The organism is Pseudomonas kilonensis (genome assembly GCF_001269885.1).
Classification (GTDB): domain Bacteria; phylum Pseudomonadota; class Gammaproteobacteria; order Pseudomonadales; family Pseudomonadaceae; genus Aquipseudomonas; species Aquipseudomonas kilonensis.
The window spans coordinates 68,615-92,387 of record NZ_LHVH01000022.1 but is presented as its reverse complement, the minus strand read 5'-3'; the positions used below and the strand labels follow the sequence as shown (position 1 = coordinate 92,387).

Sequence of the window (23,773 nt, the reverse complement as noted above, 5' to 3'; positions counted from 1 at the left end):
CCCACAAGGGGCATCGCTTGGCCTTGAAAGCGTCAACAGAACGTTACTCCTGCGCAATCCCCACACAACCGCTGATCAGTTAGTCCAGCTTTTTGACACTTTCCCCGATATGCGGTCACAACTTTTGCGCTCCGTTGGGTCATAACACCGAGGTCGTCGATGGAATGTTGGCGTCTACCGAGGTTTAAGCCTGATACGGAGATAAGCTCATGATTTTCAACGTACAAAATTTTGGCGCCAAAGGAGATGGCATCACCGACGACACGGCAGCCATCCAGAGTGCGATTGATGCGGCGGCCGCGGCCGGCGGTGGGCAGGTGTACATGCCGACCGGTACGTACATCGTTTCGGGGGGAGAGGAACCTTCCGATGGCTGCCTGCTGCTCAAGAGCAACGTCTACCTGTACGGCGACGGCATGGGCGACACCACGGTCAAGCTGGCCGACGGCTCCGACACCAAGATCACCGGGATCATCCGCTCGGCCTACGGCGAAGAAACCCACGACTTCGGCGTCAGCAACCTCACCATCGACGGCAACCGCGACAGCACCACCGGCAAGGTCGACGGCTGGTTCAACGGCTACATTCCCGGCGAAGAAGGCTACGACTCCAACGTCACCCTCGACAGCGTCGAGATCAAGGATTGCTCCGGGTACGGTTTCGACCCTCACGAGCAAACCGTCAACATGGTCATCAAGAACAGCGTGTCCCACGGCAACGGCCTGGACGGCTTCGTCGCCGACTTCCTCAGCGACAGCACCTTCGAAAACAACATCGCCTACAACAACGACCGCCACGGTTTCAACGTCGTCACCAGCACCCACGATTTCACCATGACCAATAACGTTGCCTACGACAACGGCGGCAATGGCATCGTGATCCAGCGCGGCAGTGAGGACATCCCCTCCCCCAGCAACATCACCATCACCGGTGGCGAGGTGTATGGCAACGGCGCCGAAGGCGTGCTGGTCAAGCTCTCCAGCGAAGTGACCGTCACCGGCGTCGACATCCATGACAACGCCAGCGCCGGGATCCGCATCTACGGCAGCAACCACGTCGAGGTCATCGACAACACCCTCAACAACAATTCCCTGGGCAGTGCCGTACCGGAAATCATCATCCAGTCCTACGACGACACCCTGGGCGTGTCCGGCAAGTACTTCAACGGCAGCGACAACCTCATCCAGGGCAACATCATCAGCGGCAGCGACCTGTCGACCTACGGTGTCGCAGAGCGCAACGAAGACGGCACCGACCGCAACGCCATCATCGCCAACACCATCAGCCACACGAGCAAGGGCGCCACACTGGTGTATGGCGACGGCAGCTACGTCAGCGCCACGGTGCCGATGACCACCGTGCAAGGTACGGCGGGCAACGACACCCTGCTCGGCAGCGCCGCCGCCGAGATTTTCTACGGTGGCGCCGGCAACGACACCATCAACGGTGCGGCCGGTGGCGACATCCTGGTGGGTGGCGCAGGCCTCGACAAACTCACCGGCGGCACTGGCGCCGATACGTTCCGGTTCGTCGCCCAGTCGGACAGTTACCGCAACGCGACCACCAGTTTCGATGACACCATCACCGACTTCGACGTCACCCAGGACAAGATCGACCTCGCCGGCCTCGGTTTCACCGGCCTGGGCAATGGCCGTGGCGGCACCCTGCAAGTCAGCTACAACGCCACCAGCGACCGCACCTACATCAAGGACTTCGACGCCGACGCCAGCGGCAACCGCTTCGAGCTGATCCTCTCGGGCAACCTGGCCAGTACCTTGACCGCCAGTAACTTCATCTTCAATCGCGTCATCACCGGCACCAGTGGCAGCGACTCGCTGCTGGGCAGCGATGCGGCCGACACCCTGCTCGGCCTGGCAGGCAACGACAGCCTCAGTGGCGGCGCCGGCGACGACAAGCTCGACGGCGGTGCTGGGATGGACACCCTCACCGGTGGCACCGGGGCGGACACCTTCGTGTTTTCCAGCCGCCTGGACAGCTATCGCAACTACAACACTGGCGGCGCCAACCTGGGCGACCTGATCACCGACTTCGACATCAGCGCCGACAAGATCGACCTGTCGGCCATGGGCTTCACCGGCCTGGGAGATGGCAGGAACAACACCGTGTACCTGGTGCTCAACAGTGCCGGCACCAAGACCTACATCAAGTCCCTGGAGGCCGACGCCAATGGCAACCGCTTCGAAGTGGCGCTGGACGGTAATTACCTCAACACCCTGAGCAGCGCCAACTTCGTCTTCGCCACCACCTCGCCGACCAACCAGGCACCGGTACTGGCGACGCCGCTAGTGGATCAGAACGCCACCGAAAACACCCCGTTCAGCTACGTGGTGCCGGCCACCAGCTTCACCGACCCGGATAACGACAGCCTGAGCTACACCGCCAGGCTCGCCAATGGTAGCGCCCTGCCCAGCTGGCTGGTCTTCGATGCCGCCACCCGCACCTTCAGCGGCACGCCACCCGACACCGCGTCGGGCACCTACGCCATCCAGGTCACCGCGAGCGACGGCAGTAACGCCACCGTCAGCGACAGCTTTACCCTCGCCGTGCAGGACGTCCCCACCGCCATTGTGATCAATGGCACGCCGAACAACGACACGCTGACCGGCACCGCGGCCAATGAGCAACTGTTCGGTGGCGCGGGCAACGACACCCTCAACGGCGGCGCCGGCAACGACGTCCTGGTCGGCGGCACCGGGGTGGACAAGCTCACCGGCGGTACGGGGGCCGATGTGTTCCGCTACACCTCGAAACTCGACAGCTACCGCACCAGCTCCACCAGCGCCAGTGACCAGATCCTCGACTTCGACGTGACGGCGGACAAGATCGATGTGTCGGCGCTTGGCTATACCGGTTTGGGCAACGGACTCAACGGCACCCTGCAGGTCACTTACAGTTCGTCGACCAACCGCACCTACCTCAAGGACTTGACGGTCGATGCCAACGGCAATCGGTTTGAGGTCTCGATGGCAGGCAACTTCGTCAGCAGCCTGACGGCCAGTCACTTTGTCTTCGCCGACCAAGGCACCCCCACCAATGTGGCGCCGGTCGTGGCCACTCCGCTGCTGGACCAGAACGCCAGTGAAAGCACGCCGTTCAGCTACACCGTGGCGAGCAACAGCTTCACCGACGCCAACCAGGATGTACTGACCTACACCGCGACCCTCGCCAACGGCAGCGCCCTGCCCGCGTGGCTGAGTTTCAATGCCACCAGCCTGACCTTCAGCGGCACGCCAACCAGCACTGCGGCGGGCAACTACGACGTACTCGTCAAGGCCACCGATCCTTCTGGCGCCTCAGTCAGTGACAACTTCGCCCTGGTGGTGGCCGATGCGCCCGCCAATACCATCACCGGCACCAACAACGCCGAAACCCTCAACGGCACGACCGGCGCGGACCTGATCCTTGGCCTGGGCGGCAACGACACGATCAAGGCCGGCACCGGTGCGGACATCGTCGTCGGCGGTGCCGGACGCGATTCGCTGTACGGCGGCGACGGTGCCGACACCTTCCGCTACAGCAACCTCTCCGACAGCTACCGCGACTACGACACCGGGGGCGTCACGGCCACCGACACGATTTATGACTTTACCGTCGGCGTCGACAAAATCGATGTCTCCGGGTTGGGTTTTCTCGGTCTCGGCGACGGCACCAACAGCACCTTGTACATGACCCTCAACGCGGCCGGCGACAAGACCTACGTCAAGTCCGCCGAAGCCGACGCCGATGGCAATCGCTTCGAGATCGCCCTCAACGGCAACTACCTCAACACCCTCACCGCCAGCGACTTCGTCTTCGGCGAGCGCGCCCAGCAGGACATTCTCTACCTGCCGACCCTAGGCCAATCCAACGCACGCCTGTTGCGCATGTCCGAGGACGACGACCAATCCGGCACCTCGATGCTGGTCAACGACCTCAACCGCTACACCACCTACGACGTGCGCAGCCAGTTCAACGATGCCGATGGCAACGGCATCGACATCGCGGTGGGCGGCAGCACGGTCAACGGCCTCTCCACACTCAGCGCCGAGGAGCTCCAGCTGTGCTGGTGGCTGACCGACACCAACCAACCCGGGCAGGCGCTGTTGCGGGCGGTGACATTGCTGCGCGACCAGCGCACCGAACTGCAGTCGATCGATAACGTCACCATGGGCATCATCTGGGGCCAGGGCGAGGAAGCCGCCCAGGAAATCGCCCGGGCCACAGACAAGGCCGCGGCTGCGGCGGCGTACAAGGCCGCGACCTTGAAAGTGTTCGATTACCTGCATGCCCAATTTGGCAATTTCAACGTGTACCTGATGGAAACCGGTCATTACTCGGAGGACGCGGCCCGGGCCCGGGGTTATTCGGAAGAGAAGATCGCGTCCATTGTCGAGGGCGTCGGTTATGTCCGCGCCGCCCAGGAAGCCATGGCCGCCGAGCGCGCCGACGTCAAGCTGGCGGTGGACTACACCGACCTGCCGTTGCGCTACGAAGTCGATCCACTGGTGTATCCCGATGACGTCTGGCACCTGCACGAGGAGTCGGCGGAGATCGTCGGCCAACGCCTGGCGGACTACATTGCCGATGACCTGGGCTTCCAGGGCAACCCCGACGACAACAACAGCGTGCAGGACATCTTCAACAAAGGCCAGAACCAGGGCGGGATGATCGCCGGCACCGACCAGGACGACACCCTGGTGGGCAGCGCGGGCAACGACACCCTGGACGGTGACCTGGGCGCCGACACCCTCACCGGTGGCGACGGCAACGACATCTACGTGGTCGACAATGCTTTCGACAGCGTGGTGGAAACCAACACCTCGACCGCGCAGATCGACACGGTGCAAGCCTCTGTCAGTTGGACGCTGGGGGCCAATCTGGAAAACCTGGTGCTCACCGGTGTGTCGGACATCGACGGCACCGGCAACGAACGGCGCAACTTCATCACCGGCAATACCGCCAACAACGTACTCAACGGCGCCGCCGGGGCAGACAGCATGAGCGGTGCCGACGGGGACGACACTTACTTTGTCGACAATGCCGACGACAGCGTGATCGAGACCAGCACCAACGCGGTGACGGGCGGGATCGACAGCGTGCACAGCAGTCTGGCGGCCTACACCTTGGGCAATAATGTCGAGAACTTGTATGTCGACAGCACCGGCGCTGCCAATGGCACCGGCAATGCGTTGAACAACACACTGTTCGCCGGTGCCGGCGACAATGTCCTGGATGGACGCGATGGCATGGATACGGCGAGCTATGAACGGGCACTGTCCGGCGTGACCGTCAACCTCTCGACGTCTGCGCAGCAGAACACCGTGGGGTCCGGGCTCGACACCTTGAAGTTCATCGAGAACCTGGAAGGAAGCGCCTCCGCCGACACGCTGTCGGGGAACAGCGCGGCGAACGTCCTCGACGGAGGGGCCGGCAACGATACGCTGGTGGGTGGTTCGGGCGATGACCGCTTGATCGGCGGCGCAGGCACCGACAACCTCAGCGGTGGCACGGGTGCGGACACCTACGCGTTTGGTGCGCTGTCGGACATGGGCGTCGGGGCTTTGCGCGATGTGATCAGCGGCTTCAAGAGCGCGGAGTTCGACAAGTTGGACCTCACCGGCCTGGACGCCAACCCGCTGACCGCCACAGTCGATGCCTTCACGTTCATCGGCAGCAGCGCCTTCGATCCCAACAACGCCACCGGCCAACTGCGCTTCGTCGATGGCATCCTCTCCGGCAGTACCAACGCCGACGCCACCCCCGAGTTCGAATTCGAACTGGTCGGCGTCAAGGAGCTGCACGCCAGCGACTTCACCGCCTGATTGCCCCCTGAGCAGGCTTGCCCGCAATAGCGGCGGCACATTCAGCATGGATGCTGACTGACCCACCGCTATCGCGAGCAAGCTTTGCTCCCACAGGGGATTTTTGTTGGTCGGCAAATCGCAGGCTGGCACCCATCCAAACTGTGGGAGCAAAACTTGCTCGCGATGACGGCGGCACATCCAACATCAAGGCAGACTGACACACCGCTATCGCGAGCAAGCTCGCTCCCACAGGGGATTTTTGTTGGTCGGCAAATCGCAGGCTGGCACCCATCCAAACTGTGGGAGCAAAGCTTGCTCGCGATGACGGCGGCACATCCAACATCAAGGCAGGCTGACCCACCGCTATCGCGAGCAAGCTCGCTCCCACAGGGGATTTTTGTTGGTCGGCAAATCGCAGGCTGGCACCCATCCAAACTGTGGGAGCAAAGCTTGCTCGCGATGACGGCGGCACATCCAACATCAAGGCAGACTGACACACCGCTATCGCGAGCAAGCTCGCTCCCACAGGGGGGCGTGTTGTGCCAGAAAGGTTGAAGGTCACCACAGGTCATGGGCGGCTTTTGTGGCGAGGGAGCTTGCTCCCGCTCGGCTGCGCTGTAGGAGCTGTCGAGCGAAGCGAGGCTGCGATCTTTTCAGGCCTCGTTGAGTGTTAAGTGAAAGATCAAAAGATCGCAGCCCAGCGGGAGCAAGCTCCCTCGCCACAGGGATAAGTTGCAAACTTGAGCCCTGGATTGTCTAGAACAAGCTTTGCACCTGCTCCAGCACTGCGCGGTTCATCTGGCCGGTGTGAGTGTGCAGGCTCACATAGCTTTGCAGCATGTCGAGCTTGGTGTTGAGCAGGTCTCGACGGGCCTGGAACAGCCGCTGCTGCGCGTCAAGAATATCCACCGTGGAACGCACGCCGCCCTGGAAGCCTTTTTCCGTCGAGGTCAGTGCTCGCTGATTGGACTCCACCGCCCGCTGCATCGCCTTGCTCTTGGTAAACCCGGCGACGACGCCCAGGTAATCGGCCTCGATATCCTCGGCCAGTTGCTGGCGTTGCACGTCGTAGTCGGACTGGGCGCCGGCCAGTTGCGCTTCGGCCTTGGCCACCGAGGCCCGTACCGCCCCGCCGCGATACAACGGGATATCCAACTGCACACCCACGTAGTAAGTGTCCTGGCGCGGGTCGAGTTCCTGGTATTGACGGGTTTCCCGGCGGGTCAGCTGAGTGGTCAGCGACAAGGTTGGATAATGCCCGGCGCGCTGGCTGTCGGCCTGGGCTTCGGCCACTTTCACCGCCGCCAGTCGGGCGGCCAGCTCGGGGCTGGCCTCGCGGGCAATCGCCGTCCAGTACGGCAAATCCTGCTCCGCCGGGATCGGGCTACCGGCGGCCAATTCTTCGCGCATCGGCAGGATGTCATCGATCGGCACGCTGGCACGCCCGGACAAGGCCCGCAACGCCGCCACCCGACGCGCCTGGGCTTCAGCCTCCTGGGCTTGCACCAGGTCGAGCCGCGCCTGGGCTTCGTCGATATCGGTGATCGCGCCTTGGCCGCCTTCATAAAGCTTTTTACTTTGAACGACCAAACCTTGGATGGCGCTCTTCTGCTGGACGATCAACTTGATCTCATTCTCGGCCCGGGCGACGTCGAAATACCCCTTCGCCACCCGGTCATACAGCGTCTGGCCGGCCACGTCGAACACCTGGGTGCCCAGTTGACCGCGCGCCTTGCCCTCCTGATACGCCGCCCAGCGTGCCTTGTCGTAGAGCGGCTGTTGCGCCGCCAAGGTGACGTTGTTCGCCTGGTAATCGTTGCTGTTGACGTAACTGCTGTCGTCACCGCCGTCGGTACGCCCGCCGTAGCCGTAGCGCGAGCTTAGCGACACTTGCGGGTAAAGGCCGCCGCGCCCGATGTCCTCTTCATGCCGCGAAGCTTCAAAGGCGTGGGCAGCCGACTGCACGGTCGGATCGTTGAGCCGCGAAGCATCGTAGGCGGCGGTCAGGCTCAGCCCCCCCTCAGCGGCCCACACCGGATTGAACGCCGCCCAACCCGCACACAGGCTCAGCAATACACGCACACGGTAGCGGCAACGATCGACCATGCTCATTCCTCCTTGAAGGCTGCAAGCAAGCGTTCACGCAAAGGCTTCATCAGGTAATTCATCAAGGTGCGCTCGCCCGTCACCACCGTGACGTCGGCGAGCATGCCCGGGCGCACCAGCAGGCCGGCGCTCTGCAACGCAGCCACCGTGTCAGCAGGAATCTCGACCTTGGCAGAGAAGTACGGTTGGTGTGTCTGCTCGTTGATCAACTGGTCCGCCGACACCGTCGTCACCGTGCCGGTCACCGTCGGCGTATCCACCCGTTGCAGCGCGGTAAAATGCACGTGCACCGGCAGGCCCGGGCGCAGCTTGTTGGCCATCAACGGCTCGAAGCGCGCGGTGATCGCCATCGGTGCATCCAGCGGCACGACCTGCATCAGGGTCTGGCCGGCCTGAGCCACGCCGCCGACCGTATGAATGCTCACGTCCATGACCTGCCCGGCCACCGGCGCACGGATCGCACCGTTGTCGACTTCAAACTGCAAGGCGCGAATCTGATCGGCATAACCGGCGGCCTCGGCCGAGACTTCGCTGAGCTGGGTTTCGGCATCGCGACGGAACTCCTGCTGCGCCTGCAAGGCCTTGAGCCGGCTTTCGTTGATCGCCTGGCGAGTCCTGCCGACATCACCCACCCCGGAGGCGATCTGCCCCGCCAACTGGGCCGCGTTGCGCTCGGCTTCGAAGAGTTTGTTGCGCGGAACGTAGCCTTCCCGGGCCAAATCACGCAGGCCTTCGAGCTCCTGCTGCTGGAAGCGCATCTGCGCGTCGTAGTTGCGCTTGACGCCTTCGTAACCAAGCAATTGCTGCTGCAAGGCCGCGGCTTCGTGCTCGATGATCTGCAAGCGGCTGCCCAGCTCCGCGCGGCGGGTGATGAACAACTGGCTCTGCAAGGCCATGGCCGCCTTGACTCGTGGTTCGTCGGCGTGGGCCAGCAGTTCCGCGGGCCATTGGATCTCGGCATTGCCCAGGCGCTCGGCAATCAAGCGCGCCTCGATGCTGCGATCATTGAGCAGCTTGCCCAGGGTCACGTCCCGTTGCGACTGCGCCTGCACCGTATTGAGCTGCACGAGCAATTGCCCCTGGGTGACGCGGTCGCCATCGCTGACCAACAGTTTTTCCACCACCCCGCCGACCAACGACTGCACCGCCTTGCGCTCCCCCGCCACCACCACGGTGCCGCTGCCTACCACCCCTTGGTCGAGCGGCGCCAGGCAGGCCCAGAGCAGGAAACCGCCCAGCGTCAGGACCAGGAATCCCATGCCATAACGCGCCGCGCTCCCGGCGTCGGTGCTGGCACTGGGCAGCGTCGTCGTGCTGCGCACGCTCAGCCCTTGCTCGCTGTACGCTTGTGCCCCTGGAGTCAGATCACGCATCGCCGCCCGCCTCCCTGACCGCGGCCGGTCTCGGCCCCGGCATCAATGCCTTGAGCACCCGGTCCCGTGGGCCGAACGCTTGTTGAGTACCGTCCTTGAGCACCAGGATGTGATCGACCACCGCCAACACACTGGGTCGGTGAGTAATCAACACCACGGTGCTGCCGGCCGCCTTGAGCGCACTGATGGCCTGCACCAGCGCCAGCTCGCCGGCGTCATCGAGATTGGAGTTGGGCTCATCGAGCACGATCAGCGATGGCCGTCCATAGAGCGCGCGGGCCAGTCCCAGGCGTTGTTTCTGCCCACCGGACAAGCCAAGTCCGCCGGGACCCAACGGCGTGTCGTAGCCCTTGGGAAAGCGCAGGATCATTTCGTGGATACCCGCATGACGCCCGGCGGCGATGATCTTGTCGGCGTCCTGTTCACCGAAACGGGCGATGTTGTCGGCGACCGTGCCATCGAACAACTCGATGTCCTGTGGCAGGTATCCAAGGTAGGGCCCCAAGCCGTCGTGGGACCACTGGCTGATCTCGGCATCGTCCAGGCGCACCGACCCGCCCATGGCCGGCCAGACCCCGACCAAGGCGCGCGCCAGTGTCGATTTACCGCTGGCGCTGGGCCCGACCACCGCCAGCACATCGCCTTTGGCGAGGCTGAAATTGATCCCGCGCAGGATCGGCTGCGAAGCCCCCGGCGGACCGACATACAACTGCTCCAGGCGCACCGCACCGGTGGGTGGTGGCAACGGCATGCGCAGACGCTCGCGCGGATGCTGGGCCAGCAATTGGCTCAGGCGCTGGTAGCTCTGGCGTCCGGCGTTGAACTGCTTCCACGAGCCGATGGCGATTTCCACGGGCGCCAGGGCCCGTCCCAGCAACAGCGACATCGCAATCATCATGCCCGCCGACAGTTGGCCTTCCAGCACCAGCAAAGCGCCCAGCCCCAACGCCAGGGACTGCCCGGAGATCCGCACGAAACGGGTCATCGAGGTGATACGCGCGCTGCGGTCGCTGGCATGGGCCTGGGCGGCAATGATCCGTTGCTGCAACAGGCTCCAGCGCTGACGCAGCGGCCCGAGCATGCCCAGGGCCTGGATCACTTCAGCATTGTGCAGCGTGCTATTCACATAGATCGACGACTGCACGCCCAGGCGATTGGCTTCGCCCAGCCGCGTGCGCGTCGCCAGTTCGCCCCACAGCGCCAGGCCGACCAGCACCAGGGCGAGCACCAGTGTCAGCACGCCGAACCAGGGGTGAAAGATGAACGCCACCAGCAGGAAGATCGGCAGCCAGGGTGCATCGAGCAAGGCGATCAGGCCCTGCCCGGTAATCAACTGGCGCAGCGTCGCCAGGTCGGTGAGCACTTGCGCCGGGTTGGCGTTGTGCTCGCGCAGGCTGCGGGCGAAGGCAGCGTCGAAAATCCGCTCGCCCAAGGCTTCGTCCAGCCCTGCGCTCATGCGAATCATCACCTCGCCACGGACCCACTCGATCAGGGCACTGAACATGAACAGTCCCAGGGCCATCAAGGTGAGCATGAACAAGGTGGTTTCGTTGCGGCTGGTCAGGACCCGGTCGTAGACCTGCATCATGTAGAGCGACGGCACCAGCACCAACAGATTGATCACGCCACTGAACAATGCCAGGGCCCAGAACACCCGGCGGTAGCTCAATAAGGCAGCATCAATGTCATGACGCGGATCGAGTAGAAACCCCATGGGAAATCGCCTGCAAGAGAAATGGTCGGTCCAGGACGCAATCCATCGCAAGGCTGTTTTTTCGAGAGTGCTCGAGAAAAAACTATCCAGCTGAGTGTGCCGATAACAGGGACGATCCTCATCCCTACAGGCGCAAATTACTGACAACGCGGCCGCGGGTTAGTGCCGGTTCGCAAGGCTGGGTTTGCAAGTGGGTGACAGGCGGAAGGGCCGCGCTTCAAGACTGGGGTTTTTACGTCTTGAATGGGCTGAAAAGGCGGTTTTGTTGACGCCAGTAACGTGGCGTCAACGGGGTAAAAATGACGAACTAGCCGAGGGAAGCGACGCGCTCAGGCTGAGGTGAATGCCGCGATGTCACTAGGCCGATAAAGGAAATGACCAACGCCAGGCCCAGGGTGGTACTGACCTCGCTACGGTGCTCAGGCGTGACCATCATGACCGCCAGCGCCGCCGAGATGAACACGATGACCAACCAGGTCAGCCAGGGAAACAACCACATGCGAAAAGGCAGCTCGATGTTCTGCCGTTGCAACATCCGGCGCATGCGCAGTTGCGAGATGGCGATCACCAGATACACCAGCAAGGCGATGGCGCCGGAGCTGGCGAGCAGGAACTGGAACAGGCCGGCGGGCATGAAATAGCTGAACAAGGTGACACCCGCGCCCAGCACGGTACTGGCAATCACCGCCGACCGTGGCACACCGGCCGAGGACGTGACCTTCAAGGCCTTTGGCGCATCGCCGCGGCGCCCCAGGGAGTACAACATCCGCGAGGCGATGTAGATCGAGGAGTTCATGCAACTGGCCACGGCGATCAGCACCACCACATCCACCAGGAATTTGGCGTGGGGAATGTTCATCAGCTCCAGGGCCCGCTGGTAGGAACCGACTGAAGCCAGGAGCGGATCGTTCCAGGGCACCACGGAAATGACCACGAAGATCGACAACAGGTAGAACACACCGATACGCCAGATCACCGAACGGGTGGCCTTGGCAATGTTCTGCGCAGGGTTATCGGATTCCGCCGCCGCGATCGTCACCGCCTCCGTACCGATGAAGCTGAACATGATGGTGATGAACGCGCCCACCACCGCCGACAGACCGTTGGGGGCGAACCCGCCGTGCTCCTCCATCAACCGACTCAGGCCGCTGGCTTCGCGTTCGGGAATCCAACCCATCAGCACCGCGAAACCCAGGGAGATAAAACCAATGATCGCCACCACCTTGGCCATGGCGAACCAGAACTCGAACTCGCCGTATTTGGACACGCTGAACAGATTCGTCACGGCCAGCAGAACGATCGACACCGAGGCGAACAGCCAGGCATCGACGGCGGGAAACCATTGGTTGAGGACATGACCGGCGGCCAACGCTTCGATGGGAATCACCAGCACCCAGAACCACCAGTAGAGCCAACCGATGGTGAAGCCAGCCCAGCGTCCGATGGCTTGGTCGGCATAGGTCGAGAAGGAGCCGGTGTCCGGGTTGGCGACCGCCATCTCGCCCAGCATGCGCATGACCAGGACCACCAACAGCCCGGAAAACAGGTAGGCCAACATGACGGCCGGGCCGGCGGCGGCAATGGCATGGCCCGATCCCACGAACAGGCCCGCACCGATGATCCCGGCAATGGACAGCATGGTGACGTGACGAGGCTTGAAGCCCTGTGCCAAATGGCCGTTCGAATCCTTGAAACTGGGGCTGGTCATTTTTTTATTCTCTTGTGATCGAACATTGAGACGCGCGCAGGGACAGTCAGTGCTTCTGGTATTCCCGCCCCTCCTGGAAGCGGTACCGCTTGGTCGGGTTGATCCACCCTGGGCGAACGTGCGCACTTGCGATGAAAAGTCGCGCCACGTTACCTGCCTTCCCTCCCGAGTTAGTTACCTGAACGCGCCATCCCTGTGCCTGATTTCGCCAAGTACGGCATGGCATTTTGCCCATTGTGGCGAGGGGATTTATCCCCGCTGGGCTGCGTAGCAGCCCCCAAAATACCGCTGACTCGACACACCTAGCCAAAAGGTTTCAGGGCTGCTGCGCAGCCCAGCGGGGATAAATCCCCTCGCCACAAAAGCTCCCGATCAGACTCCACCAAAACCTTTGAAATAAACCCTTTAAAAACTTTACTGGGTTAAGTATTTTGCATGCCTATACCCGGCCTGTTGTTAACCAGGAACCCTGTGGGAGCGAGCTTGCTCGCGATGGCGGTATTTCAGTCGACTTCAAAGCGGCTGATCCACCGCTATCGCGAGCAAGCTCGCTCCCACAGGGCTGGTGCGCCAAGGCCTTTAACCACTGCTTTCCAACAAGGACCTCCCGTGAGCGGACTGCGTGAACGTCAAAAAGCCGAACGCCGCCAAGCCATCAGCAAGGCGGCGGTCGAACTGTTCGAGCGCCAGGGTTTCCAGAACACCACCATCGAGCAGATCGCCAGCCAGGCCGGCGTATCGGCGCCTACCGTCTTCAAGTATTTCGGCAACAAGCAGGAGATCATCCTGGAGATCCTGCACGACGCCGACCAGCGCGCACTCACGGACACCCGCAGCCAGATCCCTGAAATCGAAGACCCGGTCGAAGCGCTGTGTTATCTGGAGCGGCTGTTGACCGGCTACGCACTGGAGGTCATGCATCCGAGCCTGTGGCGCGAGTTGCTGCCGCTGATCCTGTTTGGTGGCAACAACGGGCTGCCCGAGGGTTATCGCGCAATGAACGATGCGCTCAGGGCCGAAATCAGTGGGTTGATCAGGGAATTGCAACAAGCTGGCAAGCTGCGCGCCGACCTCGATGTCGACCTCGCCGCCTTCCTGCTGAACGACTATTCGCACTTGCAGCTGTTCAGGTTGGTCAACCAGGAACAACCGGACATCGAGGCACACTCCACCCAGGTCCGGCGGATCACCGAATTGCTCTTCCTGGGCATGCGCGCCTGAGCGACCCCCCCACCGATACGGACCCGGCGCCGCAACGCCGGGTCACGCCGATCAGCGGTGGGTCTTGATGCCGGTCCAGGTGCGGGTGCGGATCCGCTCTACGGCGGCCGGCACCGGTTCCAAGGCGAACAAGGTCTTGCGCGCCTCGTCCGGTATATACATGGCGGGGTTGTTGCGAATTTCAGCATTGACCAGCGCCGTAGCGTCCTTGTTCGGGTTGGGGTAACCGATCTTGTTGCTGATCCGGGCAATGACGTCGGGACGCAAGATGTAATTGATGAAGGCGTAGGCCTCTTGGGCATGAGGGGCATTGGTTGGCACCATCATGACGTCCGACCACATCGGTGCGCCCTCCTTGGGCAGCGCCATTTCCACCTTGACCCCCTTCCCTGCGTCTTCGGCCAGTCGCTTGGCCAGGGCCACACCGCCGGACCAACCCACCCCTACGCAGATCTCGCCGTTGGCCAGGTCCATGCCATAACGCGACGAATTGAAGTAGGTGATGTACGGGCGAACCTTGAGCATGGCCGCCTGCGCCTTTGCGTAGTCTTCACGTTTCTGGCTGTTGGGGTCCAGACCTTCGTAGTGCAAGGCGATGGGCACGATCTCATTGGCGGCGTCGAGCAGACCGACGCCGCAACTGGCCAGCTTGGCCATGTTCTCTTCCTTGAACAGGATGTCCCAGGTATTCATTTGCACGTCGGCACCCAGCACCTGCCGCACCTTGTCGACGTTGTAGCCGATCAGCGTCGTGCCCCACAGATACGGCGCCGCATAGCGGTTACCCGGATCGCCCACCGCTTCCAGGGACTTCATGAACTCGGGGTCCAGATGCTGCCAGTTCGGCAATTGGCTGCGGTCCAGGGGCTGGACGGCGCCAGCGGCAATCAAGTGACTGACGTTGGAACTGCTCGGGTAGACCACGTCATACCCGGAGTTGCCGGTCAGCAGCTTGGACTCCAAAGTCTCGACGCTGTCGAACACGTCATAGATGGGACGGATGCCGGTTTCCTCCTGGAAACTCTTGAGGATTTCAGGCGGCAGGTACTCGATCCAGTTATAGATCCGCACCGTCCGCTCTTCGGCCAGGCTCGCGCCACTGACCAGCATCGAAACGACAGCGCCCAGCAAGGTGTTACGCAAAAACAGGCTCATGATCAAACACTCCAGCGCGGCCGCGAAGGCTCGCGGCACTTAATAGCGGTAGGTGAAGTAGAGTTCCAGCGCGCTGAATTTCCGGTCGTCGCCGAAGATTTGCTTGGCCGCTGCCATGGGCTTGACCCAGTTATAGGACAGCGAGGTGGACAACGACTTCGAAGGCGCCCAATCCAGGAAGACTACACTCTCGTCGGCAAACCGTTTATCGCTGACGGCGGTGCCCATGTAGTTTTTTTCGTCGAGCCAGAACTGGTAGTGGATCGCACCGAGCGTAAGGGTTTCGTTGAGGTGGGTCTTGAGTGAGAACTGCTGGACGTTTTCGTTGCTGTTGAACAGCAGGTAGTTGCCGACGACATCGCCGATCAACCAGGTGCTCCAATCGACGAAGCCCTTGGTCAACGGATCCCAGGCTTTCTGTCGGTTGTCGGTGAGGTTGTCGTCACCGGAAAAACTCGCGTAGCGGTAGCCGATCACCGGGGTCAGCGGCAGCGTGCCGAAGGTGTAATCCGCCTGGCCGTACCAGGCCTTGGCATCGTAGTCCACGCCTTCGCCGCTGCCTCGCTCCAGGGCATATTCGGCATTGAGGGTCAGGTCCGGGATGCCCGGGAGTTTGGCGTTCAAGGCCCTGACGTTGTACACCAGCATGCCATCGCGACGACGCGGCAATGTGCTGCCCTTGGGGCCCAGGGCCTTGACCTTCAACGCGGTGGCGCCCAGCGTCACCTGGTCGTCGAGGTTGTAGTCCAGGTTCACGCCGCTCATGCGAAAGTCACCCAGGTCGCTGTCGGTTGCCAGGCTGAAGCCCTGGACCTTCAACGCGCCATGGTCCCAGGCGACCACCGCCGAATCCTTGAAGGCAGTGCGTGGGGCGAGCCAGTAGGCACCGTCATTCAATTGGTCGAGGTTGCCATCCATCACGATGAAACCGTTGCCGATCATGTAGTTCTGGCGACCGCCCGTGACCGTCCACTCGCCGGCCCGGAAACCGCCATAGAACTCTTCGGTCGACACCTTGCCGTCGGAACTGCGGGTGAAGCCACCGGCATCGCCATCACCGAAGGTGGTCGCGCCCACCAGGGAGCCGCCCGCCAACAGGCTGAAATCCGGCTGCACGGGATATTCCAACTTGACGCCCGGCTTGACGTAGAACTCCTGCCAGTCGATTTTCGTGCCGCCATTCTTGCCGCTGCGCATGTCCACCACGCCGCCGCCAAAGTTGACGTTGCGGGTGGACACGGCTGCGCCACCGGCCGTTAAGTTGACTTCGCCCTTGAGGTTGCCCTCCTCGAAGGTGTAGCCCGCCCAGGCAACCTGGGCGGTCAAGGGTAACCCGAGCACGAGGAACGTTCGGGACAAACGCATCATGGAAACCATATGGAGCTCCTGTGTGATTATTGTTGTTACAGGGCAGTAAATGGCGGCGCAAACCCGCGCCAACACCAGGTGGGGCCAGGTGAGCGGAACGAAATTCTTGTGTTTATCGGATGAAGTCAGGGCGTCAGTTGCGCCGCGATGGCACGCAGCATGCGCACGCTGTCGCCGTCGAAGGGGCTGACGGCTTCGCCCAGGGACGACTGCTTGACGATCACCACGCCGGACGGTTTGTCGACGAACAGGTATTGGCCATGGATGCCACCGGCCATGAGCGCCTGGCTGTGGTCGTTGAAGACATACCATTGGCTGCGGTAGGACGCGCCTGGGGTCCAGCTCGAAAAGTCAGGGGATGCTGCGTAGATCGCGGGGTCGGCTCCGGCGGCGATACCGGCCAGCGCCTCGGCCGAGAGCAGTTGTGTCCCACCCTGGCGGCCATCGTTGGCCAGCAGGCGACCGAAGCGCGCCATGTCACGCAAGGTCGCACTGAAACCGGCACCGGCGACGCTGCGGCCCCAGGGATCGGCCAGGAAGTAGCCGTCACGTTCACAGCCCAACTGGCTCCAGACCTCTTGCAGCAACTGATGGCAGGCCTTGCCTGATGCCCGCTCCATGACCCAGGCCAACGCCTCGGTGGTGGCCGTCACGTAATGGAAAAAGCCGCCGTGACTGCCGCGTTTCCTCAGTGAGGGCAAGTACTGATACAGGGATTCGAAGGTCGCGTACGGCGCGGGCGCCGGCTGGAAACCGCAGGCGTAACCGTATTGGGAACTCTCTGAATCCGGATCCTCATAGACCTCGCTGTAATCGACGGCCACCGCCATGTCGAACAACTGGCGCACGGTCGCATCGCCGAACGCGCTGCCCGCCAGTTCCGGTACGTAATGGACAGCCGTCAACGTAGGGTCCAGCAGGCCTTCGCAGACCAGTTGCTCGCCCAAGGCACCGATCAGCGACTTGGTCACCGAAAACATGATGTGCCGGTCCTCGGGACGCTGGCCATTGAAGTAGCGCTCAAACAGGACGGTGTCGCCCTGCAGGACCAGGAAAGCATCGGTCTGGCTGGCGATCAGGTGATCGATCACGCTGATGCTCAAGCCACATTCGCTGTCGAAGTGCAGCTCATCCAACGGCTGGAGCGCCTGCTTGAACGCACTGACCGGCCCGCTGCCGGCCTGCACGTCGATGGACGGACGCAAGCGCGCCAGGTTGCGGAAACCCCATTGGTTGAACGGTGGGCTCATCCAGTTGTGCCAGGTGACGCGGCGATGAGGTTCGGCGGGAAAGCCTTGCATGAGTGAAGGTGCCAGGCGTGCGTCAAATGGCGATTCGTGAGTCTCGACGTAAAGACTGGCCAGTGAAGGCACGGTGTTCTGATTCATCGGGTTGCCCCTGCAAAATGACTCTGCGTGAAAGCAGATGCAGGGAAATAATTACTCGGCGTTATTCTTTAGTCAATAAAACTTTTTATCGTCACTTCAATTCGTTTCATTAACGGCGGCATGGTCAATAGATCTGTGCTGAATTCGGGGACGAAAGCCCTAAGCAAATAACTAAAGGTTATTTGTTGTCTGTTTTTTAGATCATTTAGATTAAGCCTTAAGCCCAATGGCTTCGCGGTACTGCCTCAAGAACGTTGGCATTTACCCATTTTCAGTCACGGCAATCTCATTAACGGGCCACCGTCATGCAGCTTCTAACGCTTCCTCCCTCCCCCGGCCTGGCCACCTCGATTCGTGCCACGGCCCAGGTCTTCGAAGACCCCACCTCCCGCGCTTTGCTGGCTCACCTGCAGCAAGTCGCGCCCAGTGACGCCAGCGTGTTGATCATCGGCCAGACCGGGACCGGCAAGGAACTGGTGGCGCGCCACGTACACAACCTCAGCGCCCGTCGCCACAAACCGTTTGTTGCGGTCAACTGCGGGGCGTTTTCCGAAACCCTAGTGGAGGCCGAGCTGTTCGGCCATGAAAAAGGCGCCTTTACCGGCGCGTTGACGGCCAAGGCCGGCTGGTTCGAGGAAGCGGACGGCGGCACGCTGTTCCTGGATGAAATCGGTGATTTGCCGTTGCCGATCCAGGTCAAGTTGCTCCGGGTGCTACAGGAGCGCGAGGTGGTCCGGCTGGGTTCGCGCAAGAGCATCAAGATCAATGTGCGCGTGTTGGCGGCCACCAACGTGCAACTGGAAAAAGCCATCAATGCCGGGCACTTTCGTGAAGACCTCTATTACCGTCTGAACGTGGTCAGCCTGGTGCTCAAGCCGCTGCGCGAACGCCCCGGTGACATCCTGCCGCTGATCCGCCACTTCATTGCCGAGTACAGCCGCAGGCTCGGGCACGGCGAGGTGACGCTGGATGCCCAGGCACAGCGCAAATTGCTCGACTATTCCTGGCCGGGGAATATCCGCGAGCTGGAAAATGTCATCCACCACACCCTGTTGATTTGCCGCAACAACGTGATCGGCGTGCAGGACCTGCACCTGTCGAACTTCCGTATCGAACGCCAGGACAACTCGCAGGAGTCGGCCCCTCAAAGCGCAGAGGCGCTGTTGCAGAAAGCCTTCGAGAAACTGCTCGAGCAAGAGCATGGCGACCTGTATGAAAAGGTCGAGGCCGAGTTGCTGCGCACCGCCTACCGCTACGCCAACTGCAATCAGGTCCACACCGCCAGCCTGTTGGGCCTGAGCCGCAATGTCACCCGCACGTTGCTGATCAGGATTGGCGAACTGGTGGTCAACCGACGCCGCCCGGCACTGGACACGCGCGATGGTCGGGTGATCAACCTGTCGACCTGAGTCCAAGGCTCCTGCAAGGCCCTGGGATCTTTGATCGTTCCCACGCTCCCGCGTGGGAATGTCTCCAGGGACGCTCCGCGTTCCGCTTCTGGAAGGTGACGCAGAGCGTCACGGGATGCGTTCCCACGCTGGAGCGTGGGAACGATCATGCTTCCTGGCCCCTCGTCCGCGTTCCCAGGTAGAAATCCTGTAGGTCGCCGCGGGCCGCCAGTTGCTCGGCGCTGCCTTCACTGACCACACGACCGCTTTCCAACACGTAGCCATAGTGGGCATAGCGCAGGGCGACGTTGATGTTCTGTTCGGCAATCAGGAAACTGACGCCATCGCGCTGATTGAGTTGGCGGACGATCTCGAAGATTTCCTCGACGATCTGCGGCGCCAGGCCCATCGACGGCTCGTCCAACAAGACCAGTTGCGGTCTGGCCATCAGTGCACGCCCTATCGCGATCATCTGTTGCTCGCCGCCCGAGGTGTAGCCGGCCAGGCTTTTGCGCCGCAATTTCAGGCGGGGAAAATGGCCATAGACCAACTCCAGCTCAGCCAATAACTGGCGCCGCGGCACCTGACGCGCCAAGGCACCGGCCAAGAGGTTCTCCTCCACGGTCAACTGGGCAAAACAATGCCGCCCTTCGAGCACTTGCACCAAGCCGCTCGCCGCCAAGGTGTGAGGCGCGCTGTGGGTCACCTCCCGTCCCTGGTAGACGATCCGCCCCCGCACCACTTCGCCCCGTTCAGCGCGCACCAGGTTGGAAGCTGCCTTCAACGTCGTGCTTTTTCCCGCGCCGTTGGCGCCCAGCAGCACCACCACCTGCCCTTTGGCCACCTCCAGCGACACGCTGCGCACGGCCAGGATGGTCTGTTCGTAGAGGACTTCAATATCGTCGATCTGCAGAATCGGCACGTTCGTCGTCATGCTGTTTCGCCTTTTTCAAGTAGCGACCGGACACGCCCGCCCGGTCGCCGTGACGCCTCAGGATTCCTTGCTGCAATCACGCGGGGTAATGCCTTTTTCCCGGGCGTACTGGTGCGAAGACGCTTCGATGATCGGTCGCAGCAAGGCGCGGTCAGCCTGTACCCAGTCACTGATCAGCTTCCACTGGGTACCGTCCCATTGCTGGAAGCGCACCGCACCACCGCCTTCATGGTCCGAGCACGACAACTGCAACGGCTGCACCAGGCCCAACGCCCCGAGTTCCTTGAGCCGGGCGTCGTCGAGCTTGAGGTTCTCGAAGCCCCAGCGCACTTGCTCGCCGGTCAGGGGTTGCTTGCCGAATTTCTGCTGGGCAATGCGCAGCGCCTCTACGTTGAGAATGCCGTTGACCACGCCGAGGTTGTAATACACCGTGCCGAAACGCTTGGGGTCGGCCAGGTCGCCATGGCCGGCGTCGACCACTTGTTTCTTGATGCCCTGCAACACCGGGAAATCGGTGCCCGAAGGGTGCGTGGTGATGGCGATGAAACCCTTGGCCGCGGCACCGGCCGGCGCGGCGTCATCCTCTGAATTGCTCCAGATGTTGCCGATGATGTGGTCGGCCGGGAAACCGACTTTCTGCGCGGTTTTCAGCGCCACCGGGTTCATCACGCCCCAACCGCGCAGGATCACCCAATCAGGTTTTTCCCGACGGATATTCAGCCATTGCGATTGTTGCTCGTTGCCCGGGTGCGGCACCTCCAGCAAGGTCAGCGCAAAACCGTACTTGGCGGCCAGGGTTTGCAGCACCTCGTTGGTTTCCTTGCCGTAGGGCGAGCCGTGATACAGGGTGACGATCTTCAAGCCCTTGAGCTTGTCCAACCCCCCGGCCCTCTGGCCGATGTAGTTGATGATCGCCGACACTTCGGAATACGGGTTCAACTGCAACGGGAAGACGTAGGGAAACACGCTGCCGTCGGTGGAGTCCGTACGACCGTGGTTGATGGTGATCAGCGGCAGTTTGTCGGCCGTCGAACGCTCCAGCGTGGCGTAGGCAATGCCCACCGATAATGGGTTGGTGGCCGCCGCCGGCGCGCCGTTCAAGCCTTTCTTCAGGCGCTCGTAGCACTCGACGCCTTTTTCGACCACGTATTCGGTTTCGCACTCGCTCCAGGTCAGCTTGACGCCATTCACGCCGCCATTGGCGTTGACGTACTTGAGGTAGTCGATAAAACCGCCGAAAAAACCGGTGCCGCCGGCCGCATAAGGGCCGACGCGATAGCTTTGCAGCGGGAAGTATTGTTCGTTGTCCGCCTGGACGGTGAAGGCCGCGGCGGTGAGGCTCAGGGCCAGTGCCAGGCTGCTGGCGAATGATCGTTTGAACATCGGATTTTCCTTGTTATGAAGCCATAGGTAAGCCAACAAAATGGAACTGCAAACCCGCGTAGTGCGGTTCGCTCAGTAGCGCAACGGCCACAGCCGAGCGCGCTGGCGAAATCTCTGCCAGAGGCGCGCAAGGCCCTCTGGCTCCTTGATCAGGAACAGGATGATCAGGGCGCCGAATATCATTTTCTGCAGGTTCTCCACCTGGCCGGCGTCCACCAGCCCGCCGGGCAGCAGCGACACCAGGTTCGAGAGCAACACCGGAAACAGCACGATGAAGGCCGCGCCGAGGAAGTTGCCCAGCAGGCTGCCGAGGCCGCCGATAATGATGATGAACAGAATCTGGAACGACCGATTGAGGTCGAACCCGTGGGGCTCCACCGTGCCCAGGTAAGCGAAGGCCCAGAGCGCGCCGGCCACCCCGAGGAAAAAACCGCTGATGGCGAACGCCAGCAACTTGGTTTTTGCCAATGCAATGCCGATGACCGCGGCGGCGGTGTCCATGTCGCGCACCGCCATCCAGTTGCGCCCCAACTCGCTGCGCACCAGGTTCTTGCCCAGCCAGAACAGCGCTACCACCACGCTCAGGGTCAGCAGATAGCGACCGGCTGGCGCGTCGAGGTTCACCCCAAATACCTCCAGGCGTGGCGCGCTGATCACGCCCGAGGCGCTGTTGTTGGAAAACCAACTGAACCGGGTCAGCGCCCAGGTCACGAAGAACTGCGCCGCCAGGGTCGAGACCAGCAGGTAGAAGCCCTTGATGCGTAAACTCGGCAGGCCGAACAGCACCGCCACCAACGCCGCCGTCAACCCGCCCAGGACGATGCTGACCAACAACGGCAAGCCGCTGACCCGTATTTCAAGGTTGTAGGTGGCAAAGGCCCCCACCGCCATGAACGCCGCAGAACCGAGGGACAGTTGCCCGGCATAACCCGTGAGCAAATTGAGCCCCAACCCGGCCAGGGACAGCACCAGGAATGGAATCAGGATCGCGCTGAACCAGTAGTCATTGCCCAGCCAGGGCACCACGACGAAAGCAAACAGCAGCAACGCGACCAGCCCATGACGGTCCTGGCGCAGCGCGAAGACCCGGCGGTCCTGGGCATAGCGGGTGTTGAACTGGCCTGCTTCTCGATAAAACATGATGCGCTCCCCTAAACCCGTTCGATGGCCCGTTCGCCAAACAACCCCGCCGGCCGCACCAGCAAAAACAGCAGCGCCAGCACGTAGGGAAACCAGTTCTCGATGCCGCTACCGATGAAGGGCCCGAGGTAAACCTCCGCCAGCTTCTCCGAGGCGCCGATGATCAAGCCGCCGACAATCGCGCCGCTGATGGAGGTGAAGCCGCCGATGATCAGCACCGGCAAGGCCTTGAGCACCACCAGCGAGAGCGAGAACTGCACACCGAGGCGAGCGCCCCAGAGCAGTCCGGCGACCAACCCGACAAACCCTGCCACCGCCCACACCACCACCCACACTCGCTGCAAGCGGATGCCCACGGCCAGTGCCGCCAGCGGGTCATCGGCCACCGCCCGCAACGACAATCCGAGCCGGGTCTTGTTGAACAGCCAGGACAGCAGCAGCACCAGGACCGCCGCCGTCAACGCGGCAAAAATGTCGAACTGCGACAACAACATCCCGCCCAGCGCCAGCGGTTCGTCGCTGATGCCCAGCTCCAGGCCATGCACCTGGGCGCCCCACAGCGCCTGGGCGAAGCCTTCGATGACGTAGGACAGCCCGAGGGTGGCCATGAACAGCGTGATCGGCGAACGGTTGACCAAAGGGCGCAGCACCACCCGCTCCACCGCCACGGCGATCAGTACCATGGCCGTCAGGCTGATGAGGAACGCTAGCCAGAACGGCACGCCGCGCTCCAGCAGGCTGACAAAGATCAGCGCCGAAAACAGCACCATCGCGCCCTGGGCGAAATTGAACACCCCGGAGGCCTTGTAGATCAGCACAAAACCGATGGCCACCAAGGCGTACATCACCCCCGCCAACAACCCGCCAATCAATACTTCAAAGAAAAATTCCATGTCTGTTCCTAATGCTGTTCAGCTAATACAAACGAGGATCCTGTGGCCAGAGATTGCTCCCGCTGGGCTGCGCGGTAGGAGCTGTCGAGCGGAGCGAGGCTGCGATCTTTTTCCAGACACTTGAGTCTCAAGCGAAAAGTCAAAAGATCGTCCGAACGCGGCCCGAGCCTTCGCCAGCTCCTACAGAGCCCAGCGCGA

The 23,773-nt window shown here is 62.0% G+C and carries 14 protein-coding genes; 3 read left to right on the top strand and 11 right to left on the bottom strand.

Going from position 1 to position 23,773, the window contains the following annotated elements:
* Nucleotides 1–209 precede the first annotated feature (209 nt).
* Complete coding sequence (locus AD662_RS14745; protein WP_053188321.1) at nucleotides 210–5,822, top strand: putative Ig domain-containing protein; 5,613 nt, start codon at nucleotides 210–212, stop codon at nucleotides 5,820–5,822.
* Nucleotides 5,823–6,560: 738 nt separating this feature from the next.
* Here the strand turns inward: AD662_RS14745 and AD662_RS14740 are convergent.
* The 4 genes from AD662_RS14740 to gabP form a co-directional block, all read right to left on the bottom strand.
* Entirely contained in the window at nucleotides 6,561–7,910 is a 1,350-nt protein-coding gene (locus tag AD662_RS14740; RefSeq protein ID WP_018601895.1) for a TolC family outer membrane protein, read from the bottom strand.
* A 2-nt stretch (nucleotides 7,911–7,912) separates the two neighbouring features.
* Complete coding sequence (locus AD662_RS14735; protein ID WP_053188318.1) at nucleotides 7,913–9,283, bottom strand: HlyD family type I secretion periplasmic adaptor subunit; 1,371 nt, start codon at nucleotides 9,281–9,283, stop codon at nucleotides 7,913–7,915.
* The gene (locus tag AD662_RS14730) at nucleotides 9,276–10,997 is read right to left on the bottom strand and encodes a type I secretion system permease/ATPase (protein WP_053188315.1); all 1,722 of its coding nucleotides are present in this window, start codon (nucleotides 10,995–10,997) and stop codon (nucleotides 9,276–9,278) included. The genes AD662_RS14735 and AD662_RS14730 overlap by 8 nt, the downstream gene beginning before the upstream one ends.
* 307 nt (nucleotides 10,998–11,304) lie before the next feature.
* A complete protein-coding gene (gabP, locus tag AD662_RS14725; RefSeq protein ID WP_053188312.1) occupies nucleotides 11,305–12,705 on the bottom strand; it encodes a GABA permease in 1,401 nt (466 codons plus the stop codon).
* 609 nt (nucleotides 12,706–13,314) lie between these two features.
* Between gabP and AD662_RS14720 the strand changes: the two genes are divergently transcribed.
* Complete coding sequence (locus AD662_RS14720; RefSeq protein ID WP_018601902.1) at nucleotides 13,315–13,926, top strand: TetR/AcrR family transcriptional regulator; 612 nt, start codon at nucleotides 13,315–13,317, stop codon at nucleotides 13,924–13,926.
* Between the two features lie 51 nt (nucleotides 13,927–13,977).
* Here AD662_RS14720 and AD662_RS14715 read toward each other — a convergent pair whose 3' ends face one another.
* The 3 genes from AD662_RS14715 to AD662_RS14705 all read right to left on the bottom strand — a co-directional run bounded on the left by AD662_RS14715 (nucleotide 13,978) and on the right by AD662_RS14705 (nucleotide 17,837).
* Nucleotides 13,978–15,081: a polyamine ABC transporter substrate-binding protein gene (locus tag AD662_RS14715; protein WP_024619228.1), complete on the bottom strand. Its 1,104-nt coding sequence runs from the start codon at nucleotides 15,079–15,081 to the stop codon at nucleotides 13,978–13,980.
* Between the two features lie 39 nt (nucleotides 15,082–15,120).
* Entirely contained in the window at nucleotides 15,121–16,458 is a 1,338-nt protein-coding gene (locus AD662_RS14710; RefSeq protein ID WP_053188310.1) for an alginate export family protein, read from the bottom strand.
* A gap of 116 nt (nucleotides 16,459–16,574) precedes the next feature.
* Nucleotides 16,575–17,837 carry a serine hydrolase domain-containing protein gene (locus AD662_RS14705; protein WP_053188308.1) on the bottom strand — a complete coding sequence of 421 codons (1,263 nt, stop codon included), beginning with the start codon at nucleotides 17,835–17,837 and terminating at the stop codon, nucleotides 16,575–16,577.
* A gap of 305 nt (nucleotides 17,838–18,142) precedes the next feature.
* On the opposite strand from AD662_RS14705, the gene AD662_RS14700 reads away from it, so the two are divergent.
* Nucleotides 18,143–19,246, top strand: a complete 1,104-nt coding sequence (locus AD662_RS14700) for a sigma-54 interaction domain-containing protein (protein WP_053188298.1) — start codon at nucleotides 18,143–18,145, stop codon at nucleotides 19,244–19,246.
* A gap of 145 nt (nucleotides 19,247–19,391) precedes the next feature.
* On the opposite strand, the gene AD662_RS14695 is transcribed toward AD662_RS14700, so the two are convergent.
* From AD662_RS14695 to AD662_RS14680, 4 genes are all read right to left on the bottom strand, one after another.
* Nucleotides 19,392–20,159 carry an ABC transporter ATP-binding protein gene (locus AD662_RS14695; RefSeq protein ID WP_053188296.1) on the bottom strand — a complete coding sequence of 256 codons (768 nt, stop codon included), beginning with the start codon at nucleotides 20,157–20,159 and terminating at the stop codon, nucleotides 19,392–19,394.
* Nucleotides 20,160–20,216: 57 nt separating this feature from the next.
* Nucleotides 20,217–21,542, bottom strand: coding sequence for an ABC transporter substrate-binding protein (locus tag AD662_RS14690; RefSeq protein WP_053179702.1), 1,326 nt, complete (start codon nucleotides 21,540–21,542; stop codon nucleotides 20,217–20,219).
* 72 nt (nucleotides 21,543–21,614) lie between these two features.
* Nucleotides 21,615–22,682, bottom strand: coding sequence for a branched-chain amino acid ABC transporter permease (locus AD662_RS14685; RefSeq protein ID WP_053188293.1), 1,068 nt, complete (start codon nucleotides 22,680–22,682; stop codon nucleotides 21,615–21,617).
* Nucleotides 22,683–22,693: 11 nt separating this feature from the next.
* Nucleotides 22,694–23,575 (bottom strand): branched-chain amino acid ABC transporter permease, encoded by an 882-nt coding sequence (locus AD662_RS14680; protein ID WP_053188290.1) that lies wholly within the window; start codon nucleotides 23,573–23,575, stop codon nucleotides 22,694–22,696.
* Nucleotides 23,576–23,773 lie beyond the last annotated feature (198 nt).